Origin of the sequence: Halanaerobium sp. ST460_2HS_T2 (assembly GCF_003337665.1) — a bacterium.
Classification (GTDB): Bacteria; Bacillota; Halanaerobiia; order Halanaerobiales; family Halanaerobiaceae; genus Halanaerobium; species Halanaerobium kushneri.
The window spans coordinates 34,458-53,268 of the sequence record NZ_QPJF01000021.1 but is presented as its reverse complement, the minus strand read 5'-3'; the positions used below and the strand labels follow the sequence as shown (position 1 = coordinate 53,268).

Sequence of the window (18,811 nt, the reverse complement as noted above, 5' to 3'; positions counted from 1 at the left end):
ATATTTTATTTTAAAACTGAGCATCAAAATGAGTGACTAAAAAATTATTTTATTATAACTTGATGAATAAAAGAGCTTAGGGCAGCCGAAGAGCACGGACGCTCTGAGCTGAGCTAGAAACAGGAGGTTTCTTTGCTCAGACAGCTGTACTAAGTTCTTTTATGAGTCTTAGTTATTGTAATAATTTTTTCTGGATTGATATTTTGATGCTCAGTTTTAAAATAATTAACTAAAAGTAAGATTATAAAAAAGAAAAAAGCAGAGCCTGAGCTCTGCCTGTAATAAAATGAAAATAAATATTATCTTTTTGAGAACTGTGGACTTTTTCTCGCTTTTTTGCGACCATATTTCTTTCTCTCAACCATACGGGAGTCTCTAGTTAAGTAACCAGCTTTCTTAAGTGGTCCACGATAATCTTTGTCAACTTCAAGCAGTGCTCTAGCAATACCATGACGAACTGCTCCAGCCTGTCCTGAAAGTCCTCCACCTTTTACATTAACTAAGACATCAAAAGTTCCATCGGTATTAGTTAATTCTAAAGGTGACATAATATCTTTAATTAAAGATTTTCTATTAAAATAGTTATCAATTTCTTTGTCATTTACTAAAAACTTTCCATCTCCAGGCAGCAGGCGTACACGAGCTGTAGAAGTTTTTCTACGACCTGTACCTCTATATTGTACTTCAGAAGCCATCTATTAAATTCCTCCTTTCAGAATTAAAGTTCTAATTTTTCTGGCTGTTGAGCCTGATGTGGATGATTAGGTCCACTATATACTTTTAATTTTTTAAACATCTTTCTACCAAGTTTATTGTGTGGTAACATACCCTTAACTGCTTTTTCAATAATAAATTCAGGATCTTTGTCACGAAGTTCTTTATAAGTAACTTCTTTAATACCACCAGGATGATTTGTATGACTATAATGTTTCTTGTCATCCCACTTCTTTCCACTTAATTTAACTTTTTCCGCATTTACTACAACTACATAGTCTCCCATATCTACATGAGGAGTAAAAGTAGGTTTGTGCTTTCCTCTTATATACTGAGCAATCTCAGATGCCAGTCTACCTAAAGTTTTATCTGCAGCATCAACTACATACCAGTTGCACTCTACATTTTCGTTTTTGGCCATATATGTTGACATAAATCTATACCTCCTTAATTAAAATACTCTCTATAATTACATGAAATTATTCTCAACGGGGCTAGTTGTTGGACAGAATAATTCATAGTAATTTTAATACAATCTTCTGCTTTTGTCAAGTTAAACGAATATAAATTAACCATAAAAGACTTCTAATAAAGTTAAACCCTGAGCCGGAGCAGTAAAACCAGCATTATTTCGATCACAACTCTGCAGAATATATTTCATTTCTGACAGGCTTCTCTTACCAAGACCGGTTTCAATAAGTGTACCGGCTAAAATTCTAATCATATTATATAAAAAACCATTTCCCATAACATCAATCCAAATTTCACCATTATCAGCTGCATAAAGATCTAAAGAATAAATTTCTCTTACTGTTGATTCAACAGAAGATCCTGCAGCACAAAAAGCAGCAAAATCATGAGAGCCTACAAAAACATTGGCTGCTTTCTGCATAATTTTTATATCAAGTTTTTTATAAACATTATAAACAAAATTGCGGACAAAAACTGAATTAAAATTACTGTTTAAAATTCTATATCTATATTTTTTGCCCCGTGCATCGTAACGAGCGTGGAAATCTTCCTCCACTTTTTCAGCTTTTTTACAAATAATATCAGCAGGTAATTCACTATTTAAGGCAATAGGAATTTTATGAGGTGGTATATCTACATCCAGAAAGAAATTTGCCGTCTGACCAGCCGCATGAACCCCGGCATCTGTCCTTCCAGCACCTGTAATTCTAACCCTTTTTTTATTAATTTTAGTAAGAGCATTTTCTAACTTCTGCTGTATTGTTTGACTGGTATTTTTTTGAATCTGCCAGCCACTATAATTACTGCCATCATATTCTATTATAATTTTATAATTTTGTTTCATTTTTTATCTCACCTAATAAAATGATACAGCAACTGCCAGAATAACAATAATGATTAAAGCAATAAAATCATAATATCTAAATTCTAGTTCGTGTAATCTTGTTCTTCCTTCTCCTCCTCTATAGCATCTGGATTCCATGGCAAGAGCAAGATCATCAGCCCTTCTAAAAGCACTAATAAATAATGGTACCAGTAAAGGAATTAAACTTTTAGCTCTCTGAATTAAATTCCCAGATTCAAAATCAGCTCCTCTGGCCTGCTGAGCTTTCATAATTTTATCTGCCTCTTCCAGCAAAGTTGGAATAAACCTTAAAGCAATTGTCATCATCATGGACAGTTCGCTGGCCGGTACTCCAAATCTTTTTAAAGGTGATAAAATATACTCTATTCCATCAGTAAGCTGTAAGGGAGAAGTAGTTAAAGTTAAGAGTGAGGTAAACAGTATTAAAATAAAAATCCTACTTACCATAAAAAAACCAGTATATACTCCTTCGGATTCAATAGAAATAAATTTCCAGGACCAAAGAACTTGACCGCCTTTGGTTAAAAATATATGAATAAAAAGAGTAAACAATACCAGAATCAGAATTGGTTTTAATCCCTTGAGTACTTTTTTGATTGAGATTTTGGATAATAAGACAACTACCAGAATAAAGGCAGAAAAAAATCCAAATCCACTAAATGTATCAATTGTAAATAAAGCAATTATTAAAATAGTTGTTATTATAATTTTTATCCTGGCATCCAGAGCATGTATAATAGAATCACGAGCTATATATTGACCAATTGTTATATCTTTAAGCATATTATTTGCTCCTCAACGCTTTAATTATTTCGGCTGATGCCTCAGATATAGAAAATAAATCAGTATTTACTTTCAAACCCTTTTCATCTAAACGATGTAGAATTTCTGTGATTTGAGGAAGATCAAGAGAAAGTTTATGCAGCTCCTGTTCTCGAGAAAAAACTTCAACAGGAGTATCATCAATTACAATTTCTCCCTGATGCATTACAATAACTCTACTGGCAAGTTCAGCTATCTCTTCCATCCGATGAGAAATTAATATAACTGTCATTTCAAGCTCCTGGTAAAGATATTTTAATAGTTCTGCCAGCTGTTTTCTTCCCTGTGGATCCAGTCCTGCACTGGGTTCATCCAGAACTAATACATCTGGTTTTAAAGCCAGCACACCAGCTATAGCAACTTTACGCTGCTGACCACCGCTTAAATTAAATGGAGATCTATCCTTAAATTCCTGATAATCCAGTCCCACCAGCTCCATAACTTCTTTAACTCTGTTCTGAATCTCATCCTTATCTAAACCAAGATTTTTAGGCCCAAAAGCTATATCCTGATATACAGTTTCTTCAAATAATTGATGCTCAGGATACTGAAAAACCAAACCAACGTGACGTCTGGTTTCTTTTAGATTACTTTTTTCATTAGTAATGTTTTTTCCATTAACTTTAACAGTGCCAGAACTTGGTATAATCAGACCATTAAAAAGCTGCACTAAGGTGGATTTACCGGAACCAGTATGTCCTACTATACCAATAAATTCTCCACGACTGATTTCTAAATTAATATCAGTTAAAGCTTTAACATTATTTTCATCCTGATAGACATGGCTTACGTTATCTAATTCAATTAGCATAAAGCATCCACCAACTCGTCTATGCTCAAAATATCAGGAATTTCTATCTTTTCCCGCCGCAGATATTCAGCAACTTCAACTGCAACAGGTATATCTAAGTTTACGTCTTTTAACTGCTCAACTAATCTAAAAATGGATTTTGGACTCCCTTTATGCAAAATCTGACCCTGGTTCATAACAATAACCTTATCTGCATTTATCGCTTCCTCCATAAAGTGAGTTATATGGACAACAGTAATTCCTTTTTCTTTGTTTAAATATTGTACTGTTTCCATCACTTCTTTTCTACCCTGCGGATCAAGCATTGCAGTCGGTTCGTCAAGAACTATACAGTCAGGTTCCATGGCAATAACCCCGGCAATTGCGACTCTCTGTTTCTGCCCACCAGATAATTTATGAGGGGCAAATTTTTGAAATCCAGCCATTCCTACCATTTCAAGAGATTTATCCACTCTCTGACGAATCTCTTCGGTTGGAATCCCTAAATTTTCAGGTCCAAATGCTACATCATCTTCTACCATGGAAGCAACAAGCTGATTATCAGGATTTTGAAAAACCATCCCTACTTTTTGTCTAATCTTCCAGGTATTATCACGATTATTAGTATTTAAACCGGATACAAAAATTTCTCCTTTAGAGGGAGTTAAGAGTACATTTAATAACTTTGCCAGGGTAGATTTGCCCGAACCATTTGAACCAATAATAACAGCAAAATCACCGGCCTCTATCTGCAGGTTAATATTCTGCAGTGCCGGTCTATCACTGTTGTCATTTTGATAAAGAAAATCTACCCCATTTATTTCTATCAGGCTCATATTAACACCTACATTCAGTATTATTCTACCAGTTCAATAATTGCTTTCTTTGCTGCATCTCCTCTACGGGGATACATCTTTAAAATCCTTGTATAACCACCAGGTCTTTCTGCATACTGAGGTGCAATTTCATCAAATAATTTAGTAACTACTTCTTTATCTTTGATTTTACTCATCACTCTGCGTCTTGAGGCCAGATTATTAGTCTTAGCAGCAGTAATAAGTTTCTCAGCATAAGATCTTAATTCTTTAGCCTTAGGTAGTGTAGTTTCGATTCTTCCCTCACGAAACAGTGATGTTGCCATATTTCTAAACATCGCCTGACGATGAGAAGATCTTTTCTGTAATTTACGCTTAGCCACCTAAAATCCCTCCTTAAATTTCATTCTCTTTTAAATCTAAATCAAGTTCATCTAATTTATCTTTAATTTCCTGTAAGGATTTTTTACCCAGATTACGAACCTTCATTAGATCATCTTCAGTTTTATCAACAAGTTCTTCAACTGTGTTGATACCGGCCCGCTTTAGACAATTAGAAGAACGAACAGAAAGCTCTAATTCTTCAATTGTTGTATCTAAGATTTTATCCTTTTCTTCTTCCTCTACTTCTACCATAATTTCTACATCTTCAATTTCATCTGTCAAATTAATAAACAGTTCAAGATGCTCAACCATGATTTTAGCAGCAAGACTGATAGCATCATCAGGATGAATACTACCATTAGTATTTACTTCCAGTACCAGACGGTCAAAATCAGTTACCTGACCAACTCTGGTATTTTCGATATTAAAATTGGCTCTTTCAATAGGACTGTAAGAAGAGTCTATTGGAATTAAACCAATCACATTATCAAAAAGATCCTTGTTTTCTTCAGCGGTATGATAACCTCTACCTTTATCGACAGTTGCTTCTAAAACAAGTCTTCCATCCTCTGCTAAAGTAGCAATATGGTGATCTTTATTAACAACCTGTACATCACCTGAAGAAATAAAGTCACCAGCAGTTACTTCTCCTTCTCCTTCTGCTTCTAAGCGAATAGTTGTCTGTTCTTCTCCAGAATACTTAACAACTACCTCTTTTAGATTCAAAATTAGATCTGTCATATCTTCAACTACTCCTGGAATAGCCGAAAACTCATGCTTTACACCCTCTACTTTAACTGAAGTAAGTGCAGCTCCAGGTAGAGAAGAAAGCAAGATGCGACGCAGTGAATTACCAAGAGTAGTCCCATATCCTCTTTCTAAAGGAGAAATTTCATAACGACCATAGTTTTCATCACTTTCAAGTCTTTCCACACGTGGTTTTTCAATTTCTATCATCTTATCAGCTTACCCTCCTTAAATTAACAATTTTATGACTGAGGGTATTCATTTACCGTGAATAATACTCGACAATCAGGTGCTCTTCTACCGGATAATCGATATCTTCCCTCTCTGGTAATGCAACAACTGTACCTTCAGCTTTTTCAAGATCAGAATTAATCCATTCCTGTGTAGCAAAGTCAGCATTATATTCAAAGATTTCTTTAAAACGTTTGGACTTGCGGCTGGAATCCTTAACACTAATAACATCATCTACATCAATTTCATAGGAAGGAATGTCAACCTTGCGTCCATTAACTTTAATATGTCCGTGTAATACAAACTGTCTTGCTTCACTGCGGGAGCTTGCAAAACCCATTCTATAAACAACATTATCCAATCTTCTTTCTAATAACTGGAGGAAATTTACACCTGTAACACCAGTCTCATTTTCAGCCTTTTCGAAGTAATTACGGAACTGCTTCTCCATAATTCCATAAATTCTTCTAACTTTCTGCTTTTCTCTTAACTGAGAACCATATTCGGATACCTTCTGACGTCCCTGACCATGTTCACCTGGAACATAAGGTCTGCGATCAAAAGAACATTTATCACTATAACAGCGGGCGCCTTTTAAATATAATTTTTCACCTTCACGCCTGCATAATTTACAAACTGAACCTGTATATCTTGCCATTTTTACACCTCAACTTTCTATTATATAATTATATACGTCTTCTTTTTGGGGGTCTACATCCATTATGTGGAATAGGAGTAATATCTTTAATTAAAGTAATGTTTAAACCTGCAGACTGTAGAGTTCTAATTGCAGACTCTCTACCGGATCCAGGACCTTTAACATAGATTTCAACTTCTTTAAGACCCATTTCCTTTGCTTCTTCAGCAGCATTTTCTGCAGCCAGCTGAGCAGCAAAAGGAGTACTCTTTCTGGAACCTTTGTAACCAACTTTTCCAGCACTTGACCAGGCAATTACCTTTCCTTCTTCATCAGTAATTGAAATAATTGTGTTATTAAATGTAGATTTAATATGAGCCTGACCTTTTTCTATATTACGCTTAACCTTTTTTCTTCTACGTGATTTTTTCTTCTTATTTTTAGCCATTAATTAAATTCCCTCCTTACTTAGCTGGTTTTGATCTTGTAACACCAACAGTTTTCTTAGGTCCTTTACGTGTACGAGCATTTGTTTTAGTTCTCTGTCCACGTACTGGTAAACCTCTGCGGTGACGAAGACCACGGTAACAACCAATATCCTTTAATCTTTTGATATCAGCTCTTCTTTCTCTTCTTAATTCACCTTCAACAATATAATTTTCATCAATTTCACTTCTTAATTCTGAAATTTCAGCTTCAGTTAAATCCTTAATTCTTGTATCAGGATCAATGCCTGTGCTCTCAAGAATTTTTTGAGAAGTAGTTTTACCGATACCATAAATATATGTCAATCCAATCTCTACCCTTTTATTTCTAGGAAGATCAACACCTTCAATTCTAGCCATGATTTCACCTCCAGTATTTTTTATCCCTGACGCTGTTTATGCTTGGGATTTTCACAAATAACCATTACTTTACCATTGCGTCTGATAACCTTACATTTATCACAAATCGGCTTAACTGATGGTCTTACTTTCATTAACAATCACCCCTTGTGGTAATTTATTTCGCTTTATGTCGATAAGTAATCCGGCCACGACTCAAGTCATAGGGAGAAAGTTCTACTGTTACCTTATCACCAGGTAAGATTCGTATAAAATTCATCCTCATTTTTCCTGAAACATGTGCCAGAACTTTATGTCCGTTTTCCAATTCTACTCTAAACATTGCATTTGGCAGGGGTTCAACAACTGTACCCTGGACTTCAATAGGATCTTCTTTTGCCATAAATTATTTGACCTCCTCTTTACTGAGATAATCCTTTAAAATTAAGCGAACATCTTCACTGCGAACTCGTTTCTTCTTTTTCAAATCTCTTAAAAACTCTGCTGCAATCTGACCTGTGCTTTCTAAATGTCTGCTATTTTTATATTTTGGATTATTAAATTTCCTCTTCACACCATCGACAACTTTTATTTTTCTATTAGACTGATTACCTATCACTAGATAATAAGTATCTTTATCTCTGCCGGCAGTCGACTTTACAATTTCGCCAACTTTAAAAGCAGTATCCAAAAATATCACTCATTTCTTCACTCTCTCTTTTTAACACGCACTGTACATTATACCATAGATAAGACAGACTCTGCAATAAAAGTTAAAGTTTACTTAATATTTCAACTCCAGCTTTAGTTATTGCAATTGTATGCTCAAAATGAGCAGAAAGACTTCTATCTTTTGTTACTACAGTCCAGTCATCCTCGAGGGTCTCGACTTCATAACCACCAATGTTAACCATTGGCTCTATAGCAAGGGTCATCCCTTCTTTTAATTTTGGACCTTTACCTGCCGGCCCAAAATTAGGTATCTGTGGATCTTCATGCATATCACGACCAATTCCATGACCTACATAATCTCGAACCACAGAAAACCCATTTTCCTCAACATATTCCTGTACAGCATGAGAAATATCAAATAATCTGTTGCCGATAACTGCTTTTTCAATTCCTTTCAGAAGAGATTCTTCAGTTACTTTCAATAATTTGCTGGCATTTTCAGAAATTGAACCAACTGCATGTGTTCTGGCAGCATCACCATTAAAGCCTTCATAAAAAGTTCCAATGTCAATACTTACTATATCACCAGCTTCTAAGAAACGATGATCAGCAGGAATACCATGTACAACTTCTTCATTAATTGAAATACAAATAGAGGCTGGGAAACCCTGATATCCTTTAAAAGACGGAACTGCTCCTTTACTACGAATAAATTCGTCAGCAAGCTGATCCAGTTCAGCTGTGGATATCCCTGGTTTAATATTTTCTGCCAGATAAGCATGTGTTTCTGCTACTATCTGATTTGCTTCACGCATTATATCAATTTCACGCCTCGATTTCAAGATAATCATTATTTATTCGCCTCAATTAATTTCATTAGTCTCTGCTGTACCTTTTCGATTCCACCGGTACTCTGTACTTCATGCAGTATTCCTTTATTTTGATAGTAATCTGCAAGTTTAGCAGTTTTTTCTTTGTTAACTTCAATTCTTTTCTTAACAGTTTCTTCCTGGTCATCACTGCGCTGAATTACATCACCACCACATACATCACATACACCTTCAACTTCAGGTGGGTCATTTTTAACATGATAGGTGGCACCACAATCAACACAAACTCTGCGTCCAGCCAGTCTTTCAACTAAAATATCAATTTCAGCCTGTAAATAAATTGCTAAATCAAGCTCTCTATTCTGCTCAGCTAAAATTTTATCCAGAGCCTCTGCCTGTGCAATTGTGCGTGGAAATCCATCCAGAATAAAGCCATCTTCACAATCATCCTCTTTTAATCTTTCTTCAACAATTCCGATTGTAACTTCATCTGGCACTAATTCACCGGCATCAATAAATGATTTAGCCTTTTTACCAAGAGGTGTCTCATTTTTAATGGCCTTTCTGAAAATATCACCAGTAGCAATATGAGGAATTTCCAGAGTTTCTTCTAATTTTTTAGCCTGAGTTCCTTTGCCAACTCCGGGCAAACCCAGTAAAATCATATCCATTTTAGTTCCTCCTTTTTATTTCATGAAACCTTCATAGTGTCTCATCAGGAGATGGGATTCGATCTGTTCCATAGTTTTTAAAGCTACACCTACCATAATGATCAGCGATGTACCACCAAAACTAATTGTAACCCCAGTTAGTGGCTGCATAGCAAAAGGAAGTAATGCAACAATTGTTAAGAATATAGCTCCTGCTAGTGTAACTCTCATTAATACTCTATCTAAATAATTAATAGTTGGTCTTCCAGGACGAATTCCAGGAATAAAACCACCATATTTTTTCATATTATCTGCAACCTCTTCTGGATTAAAGGTAATTGCAGTATAGAAATAAGTAAAGAATAAAATCATTAGACCATACAGTACCATATACAGTCCTGAACCAGGACTAATAGCATTTGCAAGGCCTGTAGCCCAGTCATAAGGCAAAACCTGAGCAATAATTCCCGGGAATAAAAGTACAGATGAGGCAAAAATTACTGGAATAACTCCAGCCTGATTAATCTTCATCGGAATATGTGTACTTCTACCTCCGTAAACTCGGCGGCCCACAATTCTTTTTGAATATTGAACCGGAATTCTTCTTTCACCTTGCTGAACAAAGATAATACCAGCAATAATTATTATAGCCAGTACAGCAAAAATTAGCACATTTAAAATTGAGATTGTGCCTGCCTGTAATAACTCATATGTGTTATACATATCGGACGGGAAGCGAGAGATAATAGATGTAAAAATGATAATAGAAATACCATTACCAATTCCCTTATCTGTGATCTGCTCACCCAGCCACATTAAGAAGGCTGTTCCTGCAGTTAAACTAACAATAATTAGAGCGATATCAAAAGCTGTTGCATTAGGTACTGCTCCAAACCGTCTAATATACATTGTAATTCCTACTGCCTGAATAACAGCCAGCACAATAGTTCCGTATCTTGTATACTGTGCAATTTTTTTGCGGCCCTCATTACCCTGTTTAGAAAGTTCTTCTAATTTAGGAACAACTACAGTAAGTAGCTGCAGAATAATTGAAGCAGTAATGTAGGGCGTAATGCTCATCGCGAAAATTGTAAAGTTTTTTAAAGCACCACCTGCAAATAAATCCAAAAAGTCAAGTGCTCCACCAAAGTTTCCACCGAAAAGTCTTTCCTGAAGTAATGCAACATCTACTCCAGGAACTGGTATATGAGCTCCTAGACGATAGACAGCCATCATAGCGAGCATAAATAAAACTTTATTTCTAAGTTCTTTTACTTTAAAAACATTACCGAGAGCCTTTATCAACTTATATCACCTCTGACTTTCCGCCAGCAGCTTCTATCTTTTTTCTGGCAGAAGCAGTAAAAGCCTGTGCTTTAACATCTAAAGCAACATTAACTTCACCTTTACCAAGTATTTTAACACCGTTTTTAGCGATACCATCAATAATTCCCTTTTCTAATAAAACTTCAGGTGTTACAGTTTCATCAGCGGAAAATTTATTTAATTGATATACATTAACTTCATTAAATTCTTTTTTAAATTTATTGTTAAACCCTCTTTTGGGAAGACGTCTAAACAGAGGAGTTTGTCCACCCTCAAATGTTGGACGTACTCTTCCACCTGCACGAGAGTTCTGTCCGTTTGCACCTCTACCGGATGTATAGCCACGACCGGAGCCAGTACCACGACCAACTCTTTTGCGATCCTTTTTATATCCTGCAGCAGGTTTAAGATTATTTAATTTCATACTTACACCTCCTTGATAATTATCCAATTAATTCTTCTACAGACTTACCTCTTAATTTGGCAACTTGTTCTGCGCTTTTAAGTTCTTTAAGACCAGTAATTGTAGCATTGATCATATTAATCGGATTGGATGTTCCAAGAGATTTAGTTAAAATATCACTAATTCCTGCAAGCTCGATTACCGCACGCACAGGACCACCAGCAATAACACCAGTACCAGGAGCAGCGGGTTTCAGTAGTACTCTACCAGCACCAAAAACTCCAGTTTTCTCATGCGGAATTGTTGTATCCACAATTGGAACTTCGATTAATTCTTTTTTAGCTGCATCAATACCTTTTCTAATGGCTTCAGGCACTTCATTTGCTTTACCGATACCTGCACCAACATGGCCTTCTTTGTCCCCTACAACTACCAGGGCACTAAAGCTAAATCTACGGCCACCTTTTACAACCTTGGCAACACGATTAATGTTAACCACGCGTTCCTCAAGATCGAGTTTATCAGCGTTAATTTTACTCATTAATTTACCTCCTTATTTAAAACTTTAGCCCTTCCTCGCGGGCAGCATCAGCCAGAGCTTTAACTCGGCCGTGGTATTTATATCCACTTCTGTCGAAAACTACTGTATCTATTCCTTTCTCCAGTGCTCTACTGGCAGCTAATTCTCCTACCATTTTAGCAGCTTCCCTGTTACTTGCTACTTCAATTGAATCGCGAAGAGCTGGATCAAGAGTAGATGCAGAAGCAACAGTTTCTCCAGATAAATCATCTATAATCTGCACATACATGTGCTTTAAAGTACGGGTTACATTCATTCTTGGACGATTGGGTGTACCCACAACTTTATTTCTAATTCTCTGATGGCGCTTTTGTCTTGCTTCTCTTTTACCCATCACATTCACTCCTTTCTATTAACCAGTTTTACCGACCTTACGTCTAATATGTTCTCCAACATATTTAATTCCTTTACCTTTGTAAGGTTCTGGTTTTCTTACTTCACGAATCTTAGCTGCTGTATCACCAACACGCTGCTTATCAATACCTTTAACTGTGATATTTGTGTTTTTTTCAACTTCAAAAGAAATATCACCTTCAGCTTCTATAATTACAGGGTGTGAATATCCAACTTCAAGTTTCAGCTTATCACCTTGAACCTGAGCATTATATCCTACACCTACCATTTCTAATTTTTTCTCAAAGCCCTTGCTAACTCCCTCAACCATACCTTCGATTAAACTTCTAACCAAACCGTGCATGGAGCGAGATTCAATATCTTCGCCATTGCGTTCAACAACAACTTCATTTTCATCAACTTTGATATCAATACCAGGTTTAAAAGTTCTTTCCAATTCACCTAATGGACCCTTAACTTTAACAGTCTGGCCATCAACAGTTACTTCAACTTTCTCTGGTATTTCTATAGGTAGATCACCAATACGTGACATAAATTTCACCTCCGAAATATTTTATCTTAGAAAAGTTCTCTCAAGCAGAAGCCATCAGCCAGATCTTAGAGACAATTGTAAACACCTCTAACTTCCAACCTCTGACGCGCTCGATGCGCTAATACTAACCTGACAATACGTTTATAAATGAAAGGTTAGTGCAACTTCTAATCTCCAGTCTACCAGACGTAACAGAGAACCTCTCCACCGATACCTTTTTCTCTTGCCGCTTTATCACTCATAACACCCTGGGAAGTTGAAATCACAGCGATTCCTAAACCACCAAGAACCTGTGGCACTTCGTCCTTGCCAACATAGACTCTCAGACCAGGCTTACTGATTCTTTTAATTCCACTTATTACTTTTTCATCATTATCTCCATATTTTAAATAAACCCGAATCATATTCTGAGGTTTTCTTTCAACTAATTTTACATCATTAATGAAACCTTCATCTTTTAAAAGTTCACCAATGCTGGTTTTAACCTTAGAAGCGGGAATATCAACTCTATCTTTCCCAACACTATTAGCATTGCGAATCCGGGTCAGCATATCTGCTATTGGATCTGTTAAATTCATTTACAAACCTCCTTCCAGTTTTACCAGCTTGCTTTTTTAACTCCAGGAATTTCGCCTTTATGGGCTAATTCTCGGAAACAAATTCTGCATAAATCAAATTTTCTCATATATCCACGTGAACGTCCACATCTACTGCAGCGATTCACTTTACGTGTTTCATATTTAGGCTCTTTATTGGCCTTTTCAATTAAAGCTTTACGTGCCAAACTAAACCCTCCTTCAATTTATAGGTCTTTACTTCTTATATGGCATTCCCATCAATGATAATAATTCAAATGCTTCTTCGTCCGTTTCAGCAGAAGTCACAATGGTAATTTCCATACCATGAACATTATCAACATCATCGATATTAATTTCTGGGAAAACAGTGTGTTCGCTTATTCCTAAGCTGTAATTACCGCGACCGTCAAATGATTTAGGAGATACACCTCTAAAATCTCGGATACGTGGCATTGTAATGTTAACCAATTTATATAAAAACTCAAACATCTGCTCACCGCGAAGAGTAACCTTAACTCCAACCGGCATACCCTCTCTAATTTTAAAATTAGCAATGGATTTCTTTGCTCGAGTTACAGTAGGACTCTGTCCGGTTATTCTTGCGATCTCATCAACAACAGTATCCAGAAGTTTAGTATCTTCTTTAGCATCTCCCAACCCAACATTAACAACAATTTTTTCTAATTTAGGAGCTTCCATTACATTATTGTAATCAAATTTCTCCATCAGCTGGGGTAGAATTTCTTCCCTGTATTCATTAGCTAATACTGACATTTCTGGACCTCCTTCCGCTTATTTATTTATCAACAACTTCGTCACATTTTTTGCATGTTCTTACTTTAGTACCATCATCTAAACGCTCTGCTCCAACCCTTGTCTTTTCGTCACAACGGGGGCAGACGAGCTGAACATTCGAAGCATGTATTGGTGCTTCATTTTCTATAATTCCACCCTGCGGCATATCCTGTGTAGGACTAACATGACGGTGCACAATATTTACACCCTCAACAATTACGCGATCTTTTTTAGGATCTACCTTTAAAATCTCACCGCGTTTACCTTTATCTTTTCCGGATATTACTTCCACAGTGTCACCTTTTTTAATTCTCAATCCAATCCCCTCCTTCTATAATACCTCCGGTGCAAGGGAGATAATCTTCATATAATTCTTTTCCCTCAGTTCACGGGTCACAGGACCAAAAATACGTGTACCCTTAGGATTATTATTGTCATCTATTATTACTGCTGCATTTTCGTCAAATCTAATATAGGTGCCGTCTTTGCGTTTTAAGGACTTTTTGGTTCTAACAACTACTGCTTTAGCAACCTCACCTTTTTTTACCATTCCGTCTGGAATAGCTTCTTTAACGCTGACTACTATTGTATCTCCAACTTTAGCATATTTCTTTTTGGAGCCTCCAAGTACCTTAATACATAAAAGTTCGCGGGCACCTGAATTATCCGCTACCTTTAAACGGCTTTCAGATTGTATCATTTTCAGGCCCTCCTTTCTACTTCCAGGACTTATTTTGCTTTTTCAATAATTTCTACTAAACGCCATCTCTTAGTCTTACTTAAGGGACGTGTTTCCATAATTCTTACAGTGTCACCTTCATTACAAACATTCTCTTCATCATGAGCTGTATATTTTTTAGTTTTCTTGACAACTCTTTTATATTTAGGATGCTGTGTTCTGCGCTCTACAGCTACTGTGATAGTTTTATCTCTCTTATCACTAACTACAACACCTTTACGTTCTTTACGACTATTTCTTTCCATGAGAAACCTCCTTTCAAAAAAGAATTAAGCCCTCTCTATACCAAGTTCCTTTTCCCGCAGAATAGTTTTAATTCGGGCAATAATTCTTTTAACCTCTTTTATCCTCATAGGATTATCCAACTGTGCTGTTGCATGTTGAAAGCGTAGGTTAAATAACTCTTCTTTAAATTCGCGGGCTTTCTGTTCTAACTCTGCTTCTGTTAAATTTCTTAATTCATCAGCTCTCATCGGCCTCACCATCCATTCCCTCTCTTGCTACAAATTTAGTTTTAATAGGTAGTTTGTGAGATGCAAGGCGCATCGCTTCTCTGGCAACCTCTTCCGGTACACCAGCCAGCTCAAACATAATTCTACCTGGTTTAACAACTGCTACCCACTTCTCAGGTGCACCTTTACCACTACCCATACGTGTTTCAGCAGGTTTTGCGGTTACAGGCTTGTCCGGGAAAATTTTAATCCAAACTTTACCTCCACGCTTAATGCTTCTAGTAAGGGCAACACGAGCAGCCTCTATCTGTCTATTGGTAATCCATACGGGTTCTAAGGCCTGCAGGCCATATTCACCAAAGGTGATTTTATTTCCCCGATGAGCTTTACCTTTCATTCTTCCTCTCATTTGCTTACGATGTTTTACTCTTTTAGGTACTAACATCAAAGAGCCTCCTTTCCTGCATAATCTATCTATTCATCATCTATTTCTGGAAGTATTTCTCCCTTATTGATCCAAACTTTTACTCCAATTAAACCATATGTTGTATCAGCTTCTGCAAATCCGTAATCTATATCAGCTCTCAGTGTATGCATTGGAACACTACCTTCACTGTAGCCTTCACGTCTGGCCATTTCTGCTCCACCAAGACGGCCACTGCTCTGAACCTTAAAACCTTCAGCTCCCATGCGCATTGCACGATTCATTGCCTGCTTCATTGCTCTCCGGAAAGAAATTCTTCTAACTAACTGAGAAGCAATATTTTCAGCAACTAGCTGAGCATTCATTTCTGGATCTTCAACCTCTACAACATTAATCTGTACAGTTTTTCCTGTTAAAGCTTCAACTTCGTTTCTTAAAGCCTCAACTTCAGATCCTCCACGTCCAATAACCATTCCTGGTCTGGCAGTGTGAACATCTAATTTCAATCTATTAGCAGCTCTTTCAATTACAACTTTAGAAATTCCAGCTTCAAACATCTTCTCCTTAACATGATTTCTAATCTCGCGATCTTCATTTAAAAGTTTGGAATAATCATTTTTATCCGCATACCATTTTGCATCCCAATCTTTTATAACTCCAACTCGGAGACCATGTGGATTTATTTTATTACCCAAATTTTATCCCTCCTTTGTATCGCTTAAAACGATTGTGATATGGCTGGTTCTTTTGTTAATAGGACTAGCCGATCCCTGTGCACGAGCTTTCCATCTCTTCATTGTAGGACCCTCGTCAACAAAAGCTTTCTTTACATAAAGGTCATCTACAAACATATCATGATTATTTTCAGCATTTGCTGTAGCTGAATTTAATACTTTTTCTACCATTTTAGCAGCTTTTTTCGGTGTGCTTTTTAAAATTGCAACTGCAGTATTAACGTCCTTACCCTTAATTAAGTCTGTAACCAGACGGGCTTTGCGCGCAGTAATACGCAGATGCTTTGCAACTGCTTTTGCTTCCATTTTAAAACCCCCTTACTCTATCTACAAAATTTCTTATTTAAGTGCTGTTGAACGTTCTGTATGGCGGCTGTGACCTCTAAAGATTCTGGTTGGAGCGAACTCTCCTAATTTATGTCCTACCATCTCTTCAGATATATATACTGGCACATGCTTACGACCATCATGGACAGCAATTGTATGTCCAACCATTTCAGGGAAAATGGTTGAGCTTCTTGACCAGGTTTTAACAACCTGTTTTTTTCCACTCTCATTCATTTCTCTGATTCTGGCAATTAGTTTCTCTGAGACAAAAGGTCCCTTTTTTATAGATCTAGCCATCAATAATCCTCCTTTCTACTATTTGCGCTTCTTGGCGTGACGTGAACGGATAATATACTTATCTGAGCGCTTTGGTTTACGTGTCTTTTTACCCATAGTAGGTTTACCCCACGGAGTTACAGGATGTCTACCAGCAGGTGATTTACCTTCTCCACCACCGTGTGGGTGGTCATGAGGATTCATAACTACACCGCGTACATGAGGTCTTTTACCCTTCCAGCGGCTGCGTCCGGCTTTACCGACAGTAATATTTTCGTGATCAATATTACCAACCTGTCCAACAGTAGCTTTACATACATTATGAATTAATCTAACTTCACCCGAAGGCATTTTTAAGTGTACAAATTTACCTTCTTTTGCAAGAATTTGAGCCATGGTTCCAGCAGAACGAGCAATTTGACCGCCTTTTCCTGGCTGCATTTCTACATTGTGTACAATTGTACCTACAGGAATATCTTTTAATTGTAGTGCATTACCGGCAGTAATATCTGCATCTATTCCAGTATCTAAGGTGTCACCAACTTCTACTTTGTTTGGCGCAAGAATATATCTTTTTTCTCCATCTGCATACTGCAGTAGAGCAATTCTTGCAGAACGATTTGGATCATATTCTATAGTCTTTACTTTAGCAGGAATTCCATCTTTGTCCCGCTTAAAATCTATTAAACGATAGCGGCGCTTATGTCCACCACCCTGATGACGGCTGGTAATTCTACCATTTGCATTACGGCCACCCTTCTTTTTCAATGGAGCCAGCAGGCTCTTTTCTGGCTTATCTGTTGTAATTTCATCAAAACTGGCAACAGTCATATAACGCCTTGAAGGTGTGGTTGGTTTAAAACTTTTAATCGCCATCTTTTTTCCCTCCTTTTTGAATTATTTTTTAGAGGCCTTCGTAAATTTCTATTTCATCGCCCTCAGCCAGCTTAACTAAAGCTTTTTTCCAGTCAGGTTTTTTACCAACATGGAAGCCGAGTCTTCTTTTTTTACCTCTAACATTCATTGTATTTACTTTTATAACATTTACAGAGAAGATTTCTTCTACTGCATTTCTAATTTCAACTTTATTTGCATTTTTGGCAACCTTAAATGTATAGGTATTTGCCTCCTGCATTTGATCCATTGTATTTTCAGAAATAATAGGTGCTATGATGATATCTCTTGCATCTTTCATTCGCCCAGCACCTCCTCAACCATTTTAACCGCTTCTTCGATAAAAATAACCATTTCATTATCTAAAAGATCATAGGCATTAATTGAACCGGCCAGCAGAGTCTTTACATTTGGAATATTTCTAGCTGAAAGATATAAGTTTTTATCCTTTTCAGGCATTACTAAAACAACTTTTTTATCTTCTAGATTTAAGTCAGCTAAAATGTTAACTACTGCTTTTGTTTTTGGTTGATCAAGCTCAATCTTATCAACTAAAATTAACTCATCTCTGTCAACTTTATCAGTTAAAACAGATCTTAAAGCCAATCTTCTCATCTTTTTAGTTAACTTTTTATCATAACTGCGAGGGGAAGGTCCAAAAGTGATTCCTCCACCTACCCATAATGGAGAACGAATACTTCCGTGGCGAGCACGTCCAGTTCCTTTCTGTCTCCAGGGTTTGCGGCCACCACCGCGAACTTTACCTCTTGTCTTTGTAGAAGCGTTTCCGCCTCTGCGAGCAGCTAATTGAGCATTAACTACCTGATGTACAACATGCTTATTTATTTTATCATTAAAAACAGAATCATTTAATTCTACTTTTTCGAGTTCTTTTCCACTCTGATTGAATTTTGCTACCTGCGGCATCAAAAATCCTCCTTTCTA

35 protein-coding genes are annotated in these 18,811 nt (G+C 36.7%); all 35 read right to left on the bottom strand.

Going from position 1 to position 18,811, the window contains the following annotated elements; genetic code table 11:
• Positions 1-299: 299 nt before the first annotated feature.
• The 35 genes from rpsI to rplD all read right to left on the bottom strand — a co-directional run bounded on the left by rpsI (position 300) and on the right by rplD (position 18,793).
• Entirely contained in the window at positions 300-695 is a 396-nt protein-coding gene (gene rpsI, locus DFR80_RS10970; protein ID WP_076544758.1) for a 30S ribosomal protein S9, read from the bottom strand.
• Positions 696-718: 23 nt separating this feature from the next.
• Positions 719-1,147 (bottom strand): 50S ribosomal protein L13, encoded by a 429-nt coding sequence (gene rplM, locus DFR80_RS10965; RefSeq protein ID WP_076544757.1) that lies wholly within the window; start codon positions 1,145-1,147, stop codon positions 719-721.
• 135 nt (positions 1,148-1,282) lie between these two features.
• Positions 1,283-2,029, bottom strand: coding sequence for a tRNA pseudouridine(38-40) synthase TruA (truA, locus tag DFR80_RS10960; RefSeq protein ID WP_076544756.1), 747 nt, complete (start codon positions 2,027-2,029; stop codon positions 1,283-1,285).
• Between the two features lie 12 nt (positions 2,030-2,041).
• Positions 2,042-2,833 carry an energy-coupling factor transporter transmembrane protein EcfT gene (locus tag DFR80_RS10955; protein ID WP_076544755.1) on the bottom strand — a complete coding sequence of 264 codons (792 nt, stop codon included), beginning with the start codon at positions 2,831-2,833 and terminating at the stop codon, positions 2,042-2,044.
• A gap of 1 nt (position 2,834) precedes the next feature.
• On the bottom strand, positions 2,835-3,683 hold the full coding sequence (locus tag DFR80_RS10950; protein ID WP_076544754.1) for an energy-coupling factor transporter ATPase: 849 nt from the start codon (positions 3,681-3,683) through the stop codon (positions 2,835-2,837).
• The gene (locus DFR80_RS10945; RefSeq protein ID WP_114489959.1) at positions 3,677-4,498 is read right to left on the bottom strand and encodes an energy-coupling factor transporter ATPase; all 822 of its coding nucleotides are present in this window, start codon (positions 4,496-4,498) and stop codon (positions 3,677-3,679) included. The genes DFR80_RS10950 and DFR80_RS10945 overlap by 7 nt, the downstream gene beginning before the upstream one ends.
• Before the next feature lie 20 nt (positions 4,499-4,518).
• Positions 4,519-4,860, bottom strand: coding sequence for a 50S ribosomal protein L17 (rplQ, locus tag DFR80_RS10940; protein WP_076544752.1), 342 nt, complete (start codon positions 4,858-4,860; stop codon positions 4,519-4,521).
• 13 nt (positions 4,861-4,873) lie between these two features.
• Positions 4,874-5,818, bottom strand: coding sequence for a DNA-directed RNA polymerase subunit alpha (locus DFR80_RS10935; RefSeq protein ID WP_114489958.1), 945 nt, complete (start codon positions 5,816-5,818; stop codon positions 4,874-4,876).
• 52 nt (positions 5,819-5,870) lie between these two features.
• A complete protein-coding gene (gene rpsD / locus DFR80_RS10930) occupies positions 5,871-6,497 on the bottom strand; it encodes a 30S ribosomal protein S4 (RefSeq protein ID WP_114489957.1) in 627 nt (208 codons plus the stop codon).
• Between the two features lie 28 nt (positions 6,498-6,525).
• Positions 6,526-6,924 (bottom strand): 30S ribosomal protein S11, encoded by a 399-nt coding sequence (gene rpsK / locus DFR80_RS10925; protein WP_076544749.1) that lies wholly within the window; start codon positions 6,922-6,924, stop codon positions 6,526-6,528.
• A 16-nt stretch (positions 6,925-6,940) separates the two neighbouring features.
• Positions 6,941-7,321, bottom strand: coding sequence for a 30S ribosomal protein S13 (rpsM, locus tag DFR80_RS10920; protein ID WP_076544748.1), 381 nt, complete (start codon positions 7,319-7,321; stop codon positions 6,941-6,943).
• A gap of 20 nt (positions 7,322-7,341) precedes the next feature.
• On the bottom strand, positions 7,342-7,455 hold the full coding sequence (gene rpmJ / locus DFR80_RS10915; protein ID WP_005487032.1) for a 50S ribosomal protein L36: 114 nt from the start codon (positions 7,453-7,455) through the stop codon (positions 7,342-7,344).
• A gap of 23 nt (positions 7,456-7,478) precedes the next feature.
• The gene (gene infA / locus DFR80_RS10910; RefSeq protein ID WP_005487029.1) at positions 7,479-7,703 is read right to left on the bottom strand and encodes a translation initiation factor IF-1; all 225 of its coding nucleotides are present in this window, start codon (positions 7,701-7,703) and stop codon (positions 7,479-7,481) included.
• Between the two features lie 3 nt (positions 7,704-7,706).
• Positions 7,707-7,991, bottom strand: a complete 285-nt coding sequence (locus tag DFR80_RS10905; protein WP_076544747.1) for a KOW domain-containing RNA-binding protein — start codon at positions 7,989-7,991, stop codon at positions 7,707-7,709.
• An 82-nt stretch (positions 7,992-8,073) separates the two neighbouring features.
• Positions 8,074-8,823 (bottom strand): type I methionyl aminopeptidase, encoded by a 750-nt coding sequence (gene map / locus DFR80_RS10900; RefSeq protein WP_076544746.1) that lies wholly within the window; start codon positions 8,821-8,823, stop codon positions 8,074-8,076.
• Complete coding sequence (locus DFR80_RS10895) at positions 8,823-9,473, bottom strand: adenylate kinase (protein ID WP_076544745.1); 651 nt, start codon at positions 9,471-9,473, stop codon at positions 8,823-8,825. The genes map and DFR80_RS10895 overlap by 1 nt, the downstream gene beginning before the upstream one ends.
• Before the next feature lie 15 nt (positions 9,474-9,488).
• On the bottom strand, positions 9,489-10,757 hold the full coding sequence (gene secY, locus DFR80_RS10890) for a preprotein translocase subunit SecY (RefSeq protein ID WP_076544744.1): 1,269 nt from the start codon (positions 10,755-10,757) through the stop codon (positions 9,489-9,491).
• Position 10,758: 1 nt separating this feature from the next.
• The gene (gene rplO / locus DFR80_RS10885; RefSeq protein WP_076544743.1) at positions 10,759-11,202 is read right to left on the bottom strand and encodes a 50S ribosomal protein L15; all 444 of its coding nucleotides are present in this window, start codon (positions 11,200-11,202) and stop codon (positions 10,759-10,761) included.
• Positions 11,203-11,221: 19 nt separating this feature from the next.
• A complete protein-coding gene (gene rpsE, locus DFR80_RS10880; RefSeq protein ID WP_076544742.1) occupies positions 11,222-11,722 on the bottom strand; it encodes a 30S ribosomal protein S5 in 501 nt (166 codons plus the stop codon).
• A 16-nt stretch (positions 11,723-11,738) separates the two neighbouring features.
• Positions 11,739-12,095, bottom strand: coding sequence for a 50S ribosomal protein L18 (rplR, locus tag DFR80_RS10875; RefSeq protein WP_076544741.1), 357 nt, complete (start codon positions 12,093-12,095; stop codon positions 11,739-11,741).
• Positions 12,096-12,113: 18 nt separating this feature from the next.
• Positions 12,114-12,647 (bottom strand): 50S ribosomal protein L6, encoded by a 534-nt coding sequence (gene rplF / locus DFR80_RS10870; RefSeq protein ID WP_076544740.1) that lies wholly within the window; start codon positions 12,645-12,647, stop codon positions 12,114-12,116.
• Between the two features lie 179 nt (positions 12,648-12,826).
• Complete coding sequence (rpsH, locus tag DFR80_RS10865; RefSeq protein WP_076544739.1) at positions 12,827-13,225, bottom strand: 30S ribosomal protein S8; 399 nt, start codon at positions 13,223-13,225, stop codon at positions 12,827-12,829.
• A gap of 20 nt (positions 13,226-13,245) precedes the next feature.
• Entirely contained in the window at positions 13,246-13,431 is a 186-nt protein-coding gene (locus DFR80_RS10860; RefSeq protein WP_005487017.1) for a type Z 30S ribosomal protein S14, read from the bottom strand.
• Positions 13,432-13,459: 28 nt separating this feature from the next.
• Positions 13,460-13,999, bottom strand: a complete 540-nt coding sequence (rplE, locus tag DFR80_RS10855; RefSeq protein WP_114489956.1) for a 50S ribosomal protein L5 — start codon at positions 13,997-13,999, stop codon at positions 13,460-13,462.
• Positions 14,000-14,021: 22 nt separating this feature from the next.
• Complete coding sequence (gene rplX / locus DFR80_RS10850) at positions 14,022-14,336, bottom strand: 50S ribosomal protein L24 (protein WP_076544737.1); 315 nt, start codon at positions 14,334-14,336, stop codon at positions 14,022-14,024.
• 15 nt (positions 14,337-14,351) lie between these two features.
• Positions 14,352-14,720: a 50S ribosomal protein L14 gene (gene rplN, locus DFR80_RS10845; protein ID WP_076544736.1), complete on the bottom strand. Its 369-nt coding sequence runs from the start codon at positions 14,718-14,720 to the stop codon at positions 14,352-14,354.
• 29 nt (positions 14,721-14,749) lie between these two features.
• Entirely contained in the window at positions 14,750-15,004 is a 255-nt protein-coding gene (rpsQ, locus tag DFR80_RS10840) for a 30S ribosomal protein S17 (protein WP_076544735.1), read from the bottom strand.
• Positions 15,005-15,028: 24 nt separating this feature from the next.
• The gene (gene rpmC / locus DFR80_RS10835) at positions 15,029-15,232 is read right to left on the bottom strand and encodes a 50S ribosomal protein L29 (protein WP_076544734.1); all 204 of its coding nucleotides are present in this window, start codon (positions 15,230-15,232) and stop codon (positions 15,029-15,031) included.
• Positions 15,222-15,656, bottom strand: a complete 435-nt coding sequence (gene rplP, locus DFR80_RS10830; RefSeq protein WP_005487011.1) for a 50S ribosomal protein L16 — start codon at positions 15,654-15,656, stop codon at positions 15,222-15,224. The genes rpmC and rplP overlap by 11 nt, the downstream gene beginning before the upstream one ends.
• 29 nt (positions 15,657-15,685) lie before the next feature.
• Positions 15,686-16,330, bottom strand: a complete 645-nt coding sequence (gene rpsC, locus DFR80_RS10825) for a 30S ribosomal protein S3 (RefSeq protein ID WP_076544733.1) — start codon at positions 16,328-16,330, stop codon at positions 15,686-15,688.
• A 3-nt stretch (positions 16,331-16,333) separates the two neighbouring features.
• Positions 16,334-16,675 (bottom strand): 50S ribosomal protein L22, encoded by a 342-nt coding sequence (gene rplV, locus DFR80_RS10820; protein ID WP_076544732.1) that lies wholly within the window; start codon positions 16,673-16,675, stop codon positions 16,334-16,336.
• A 33-nt stretch (positions 16,676-16,708) separates the two neighbouring features.
• Positions 16,709-16,993 (bottom strand): 30S ribosomal protein S19, encoded by a 285-nt coding sequence (rpsS, locus tag DFR80_RS10815; RefSeq protein ID WP_076544731.1) that lies wholly within the window; start codon positions 16,991-16,993, stop codon positions 16,709-16,711.
• An 18-nt stretch (positions 16,994-17,011) separates the two neighbouring features.
• Positions 17,012-17,848 carry a 50S ribosomal protein L2 gene (gene rplB / locus DFR80_RS10810; protein ID WP_076544730.1) on the bottom strand — a complete coding sequence of 279 codons (837 nt, stop codon included), beginning with the start codon at positions 17,846-17,848 and terminating at the stop codon, positions 17,012-17,014.
• A gap of 28 nt (positions 17,849-17,876) precedes the next feature.
• Positions 17,877-18,167, bottom strand: coding sequence for a 50S ribosomal protein L23 (gene rplW / locus DFR80_RS10805; protein ID WP_076544729.1), 291 nt, complete (start codon positions 18,165-18,167; stop codon positions 17,877-17,879).
• The gene (rplD, locus tag DFR80_RS10800) at positions 18,164-18,793 is read right to left on the bottom strand and encodes a 50S ribosomal protein L4 (protein ID WP_076544728.1); all 630 of its coding nucleotides are present in this window, start codon (positions 18,791-18,793) and stop codon (positions 18,164-18,166) included. The genes rplW and rplD overlap by 4 nt, the downstream gene beginning before the upstream one ends.
• Between the last annotated feature and the right edge of the window lie 18 nt (positions 18,794-18,811).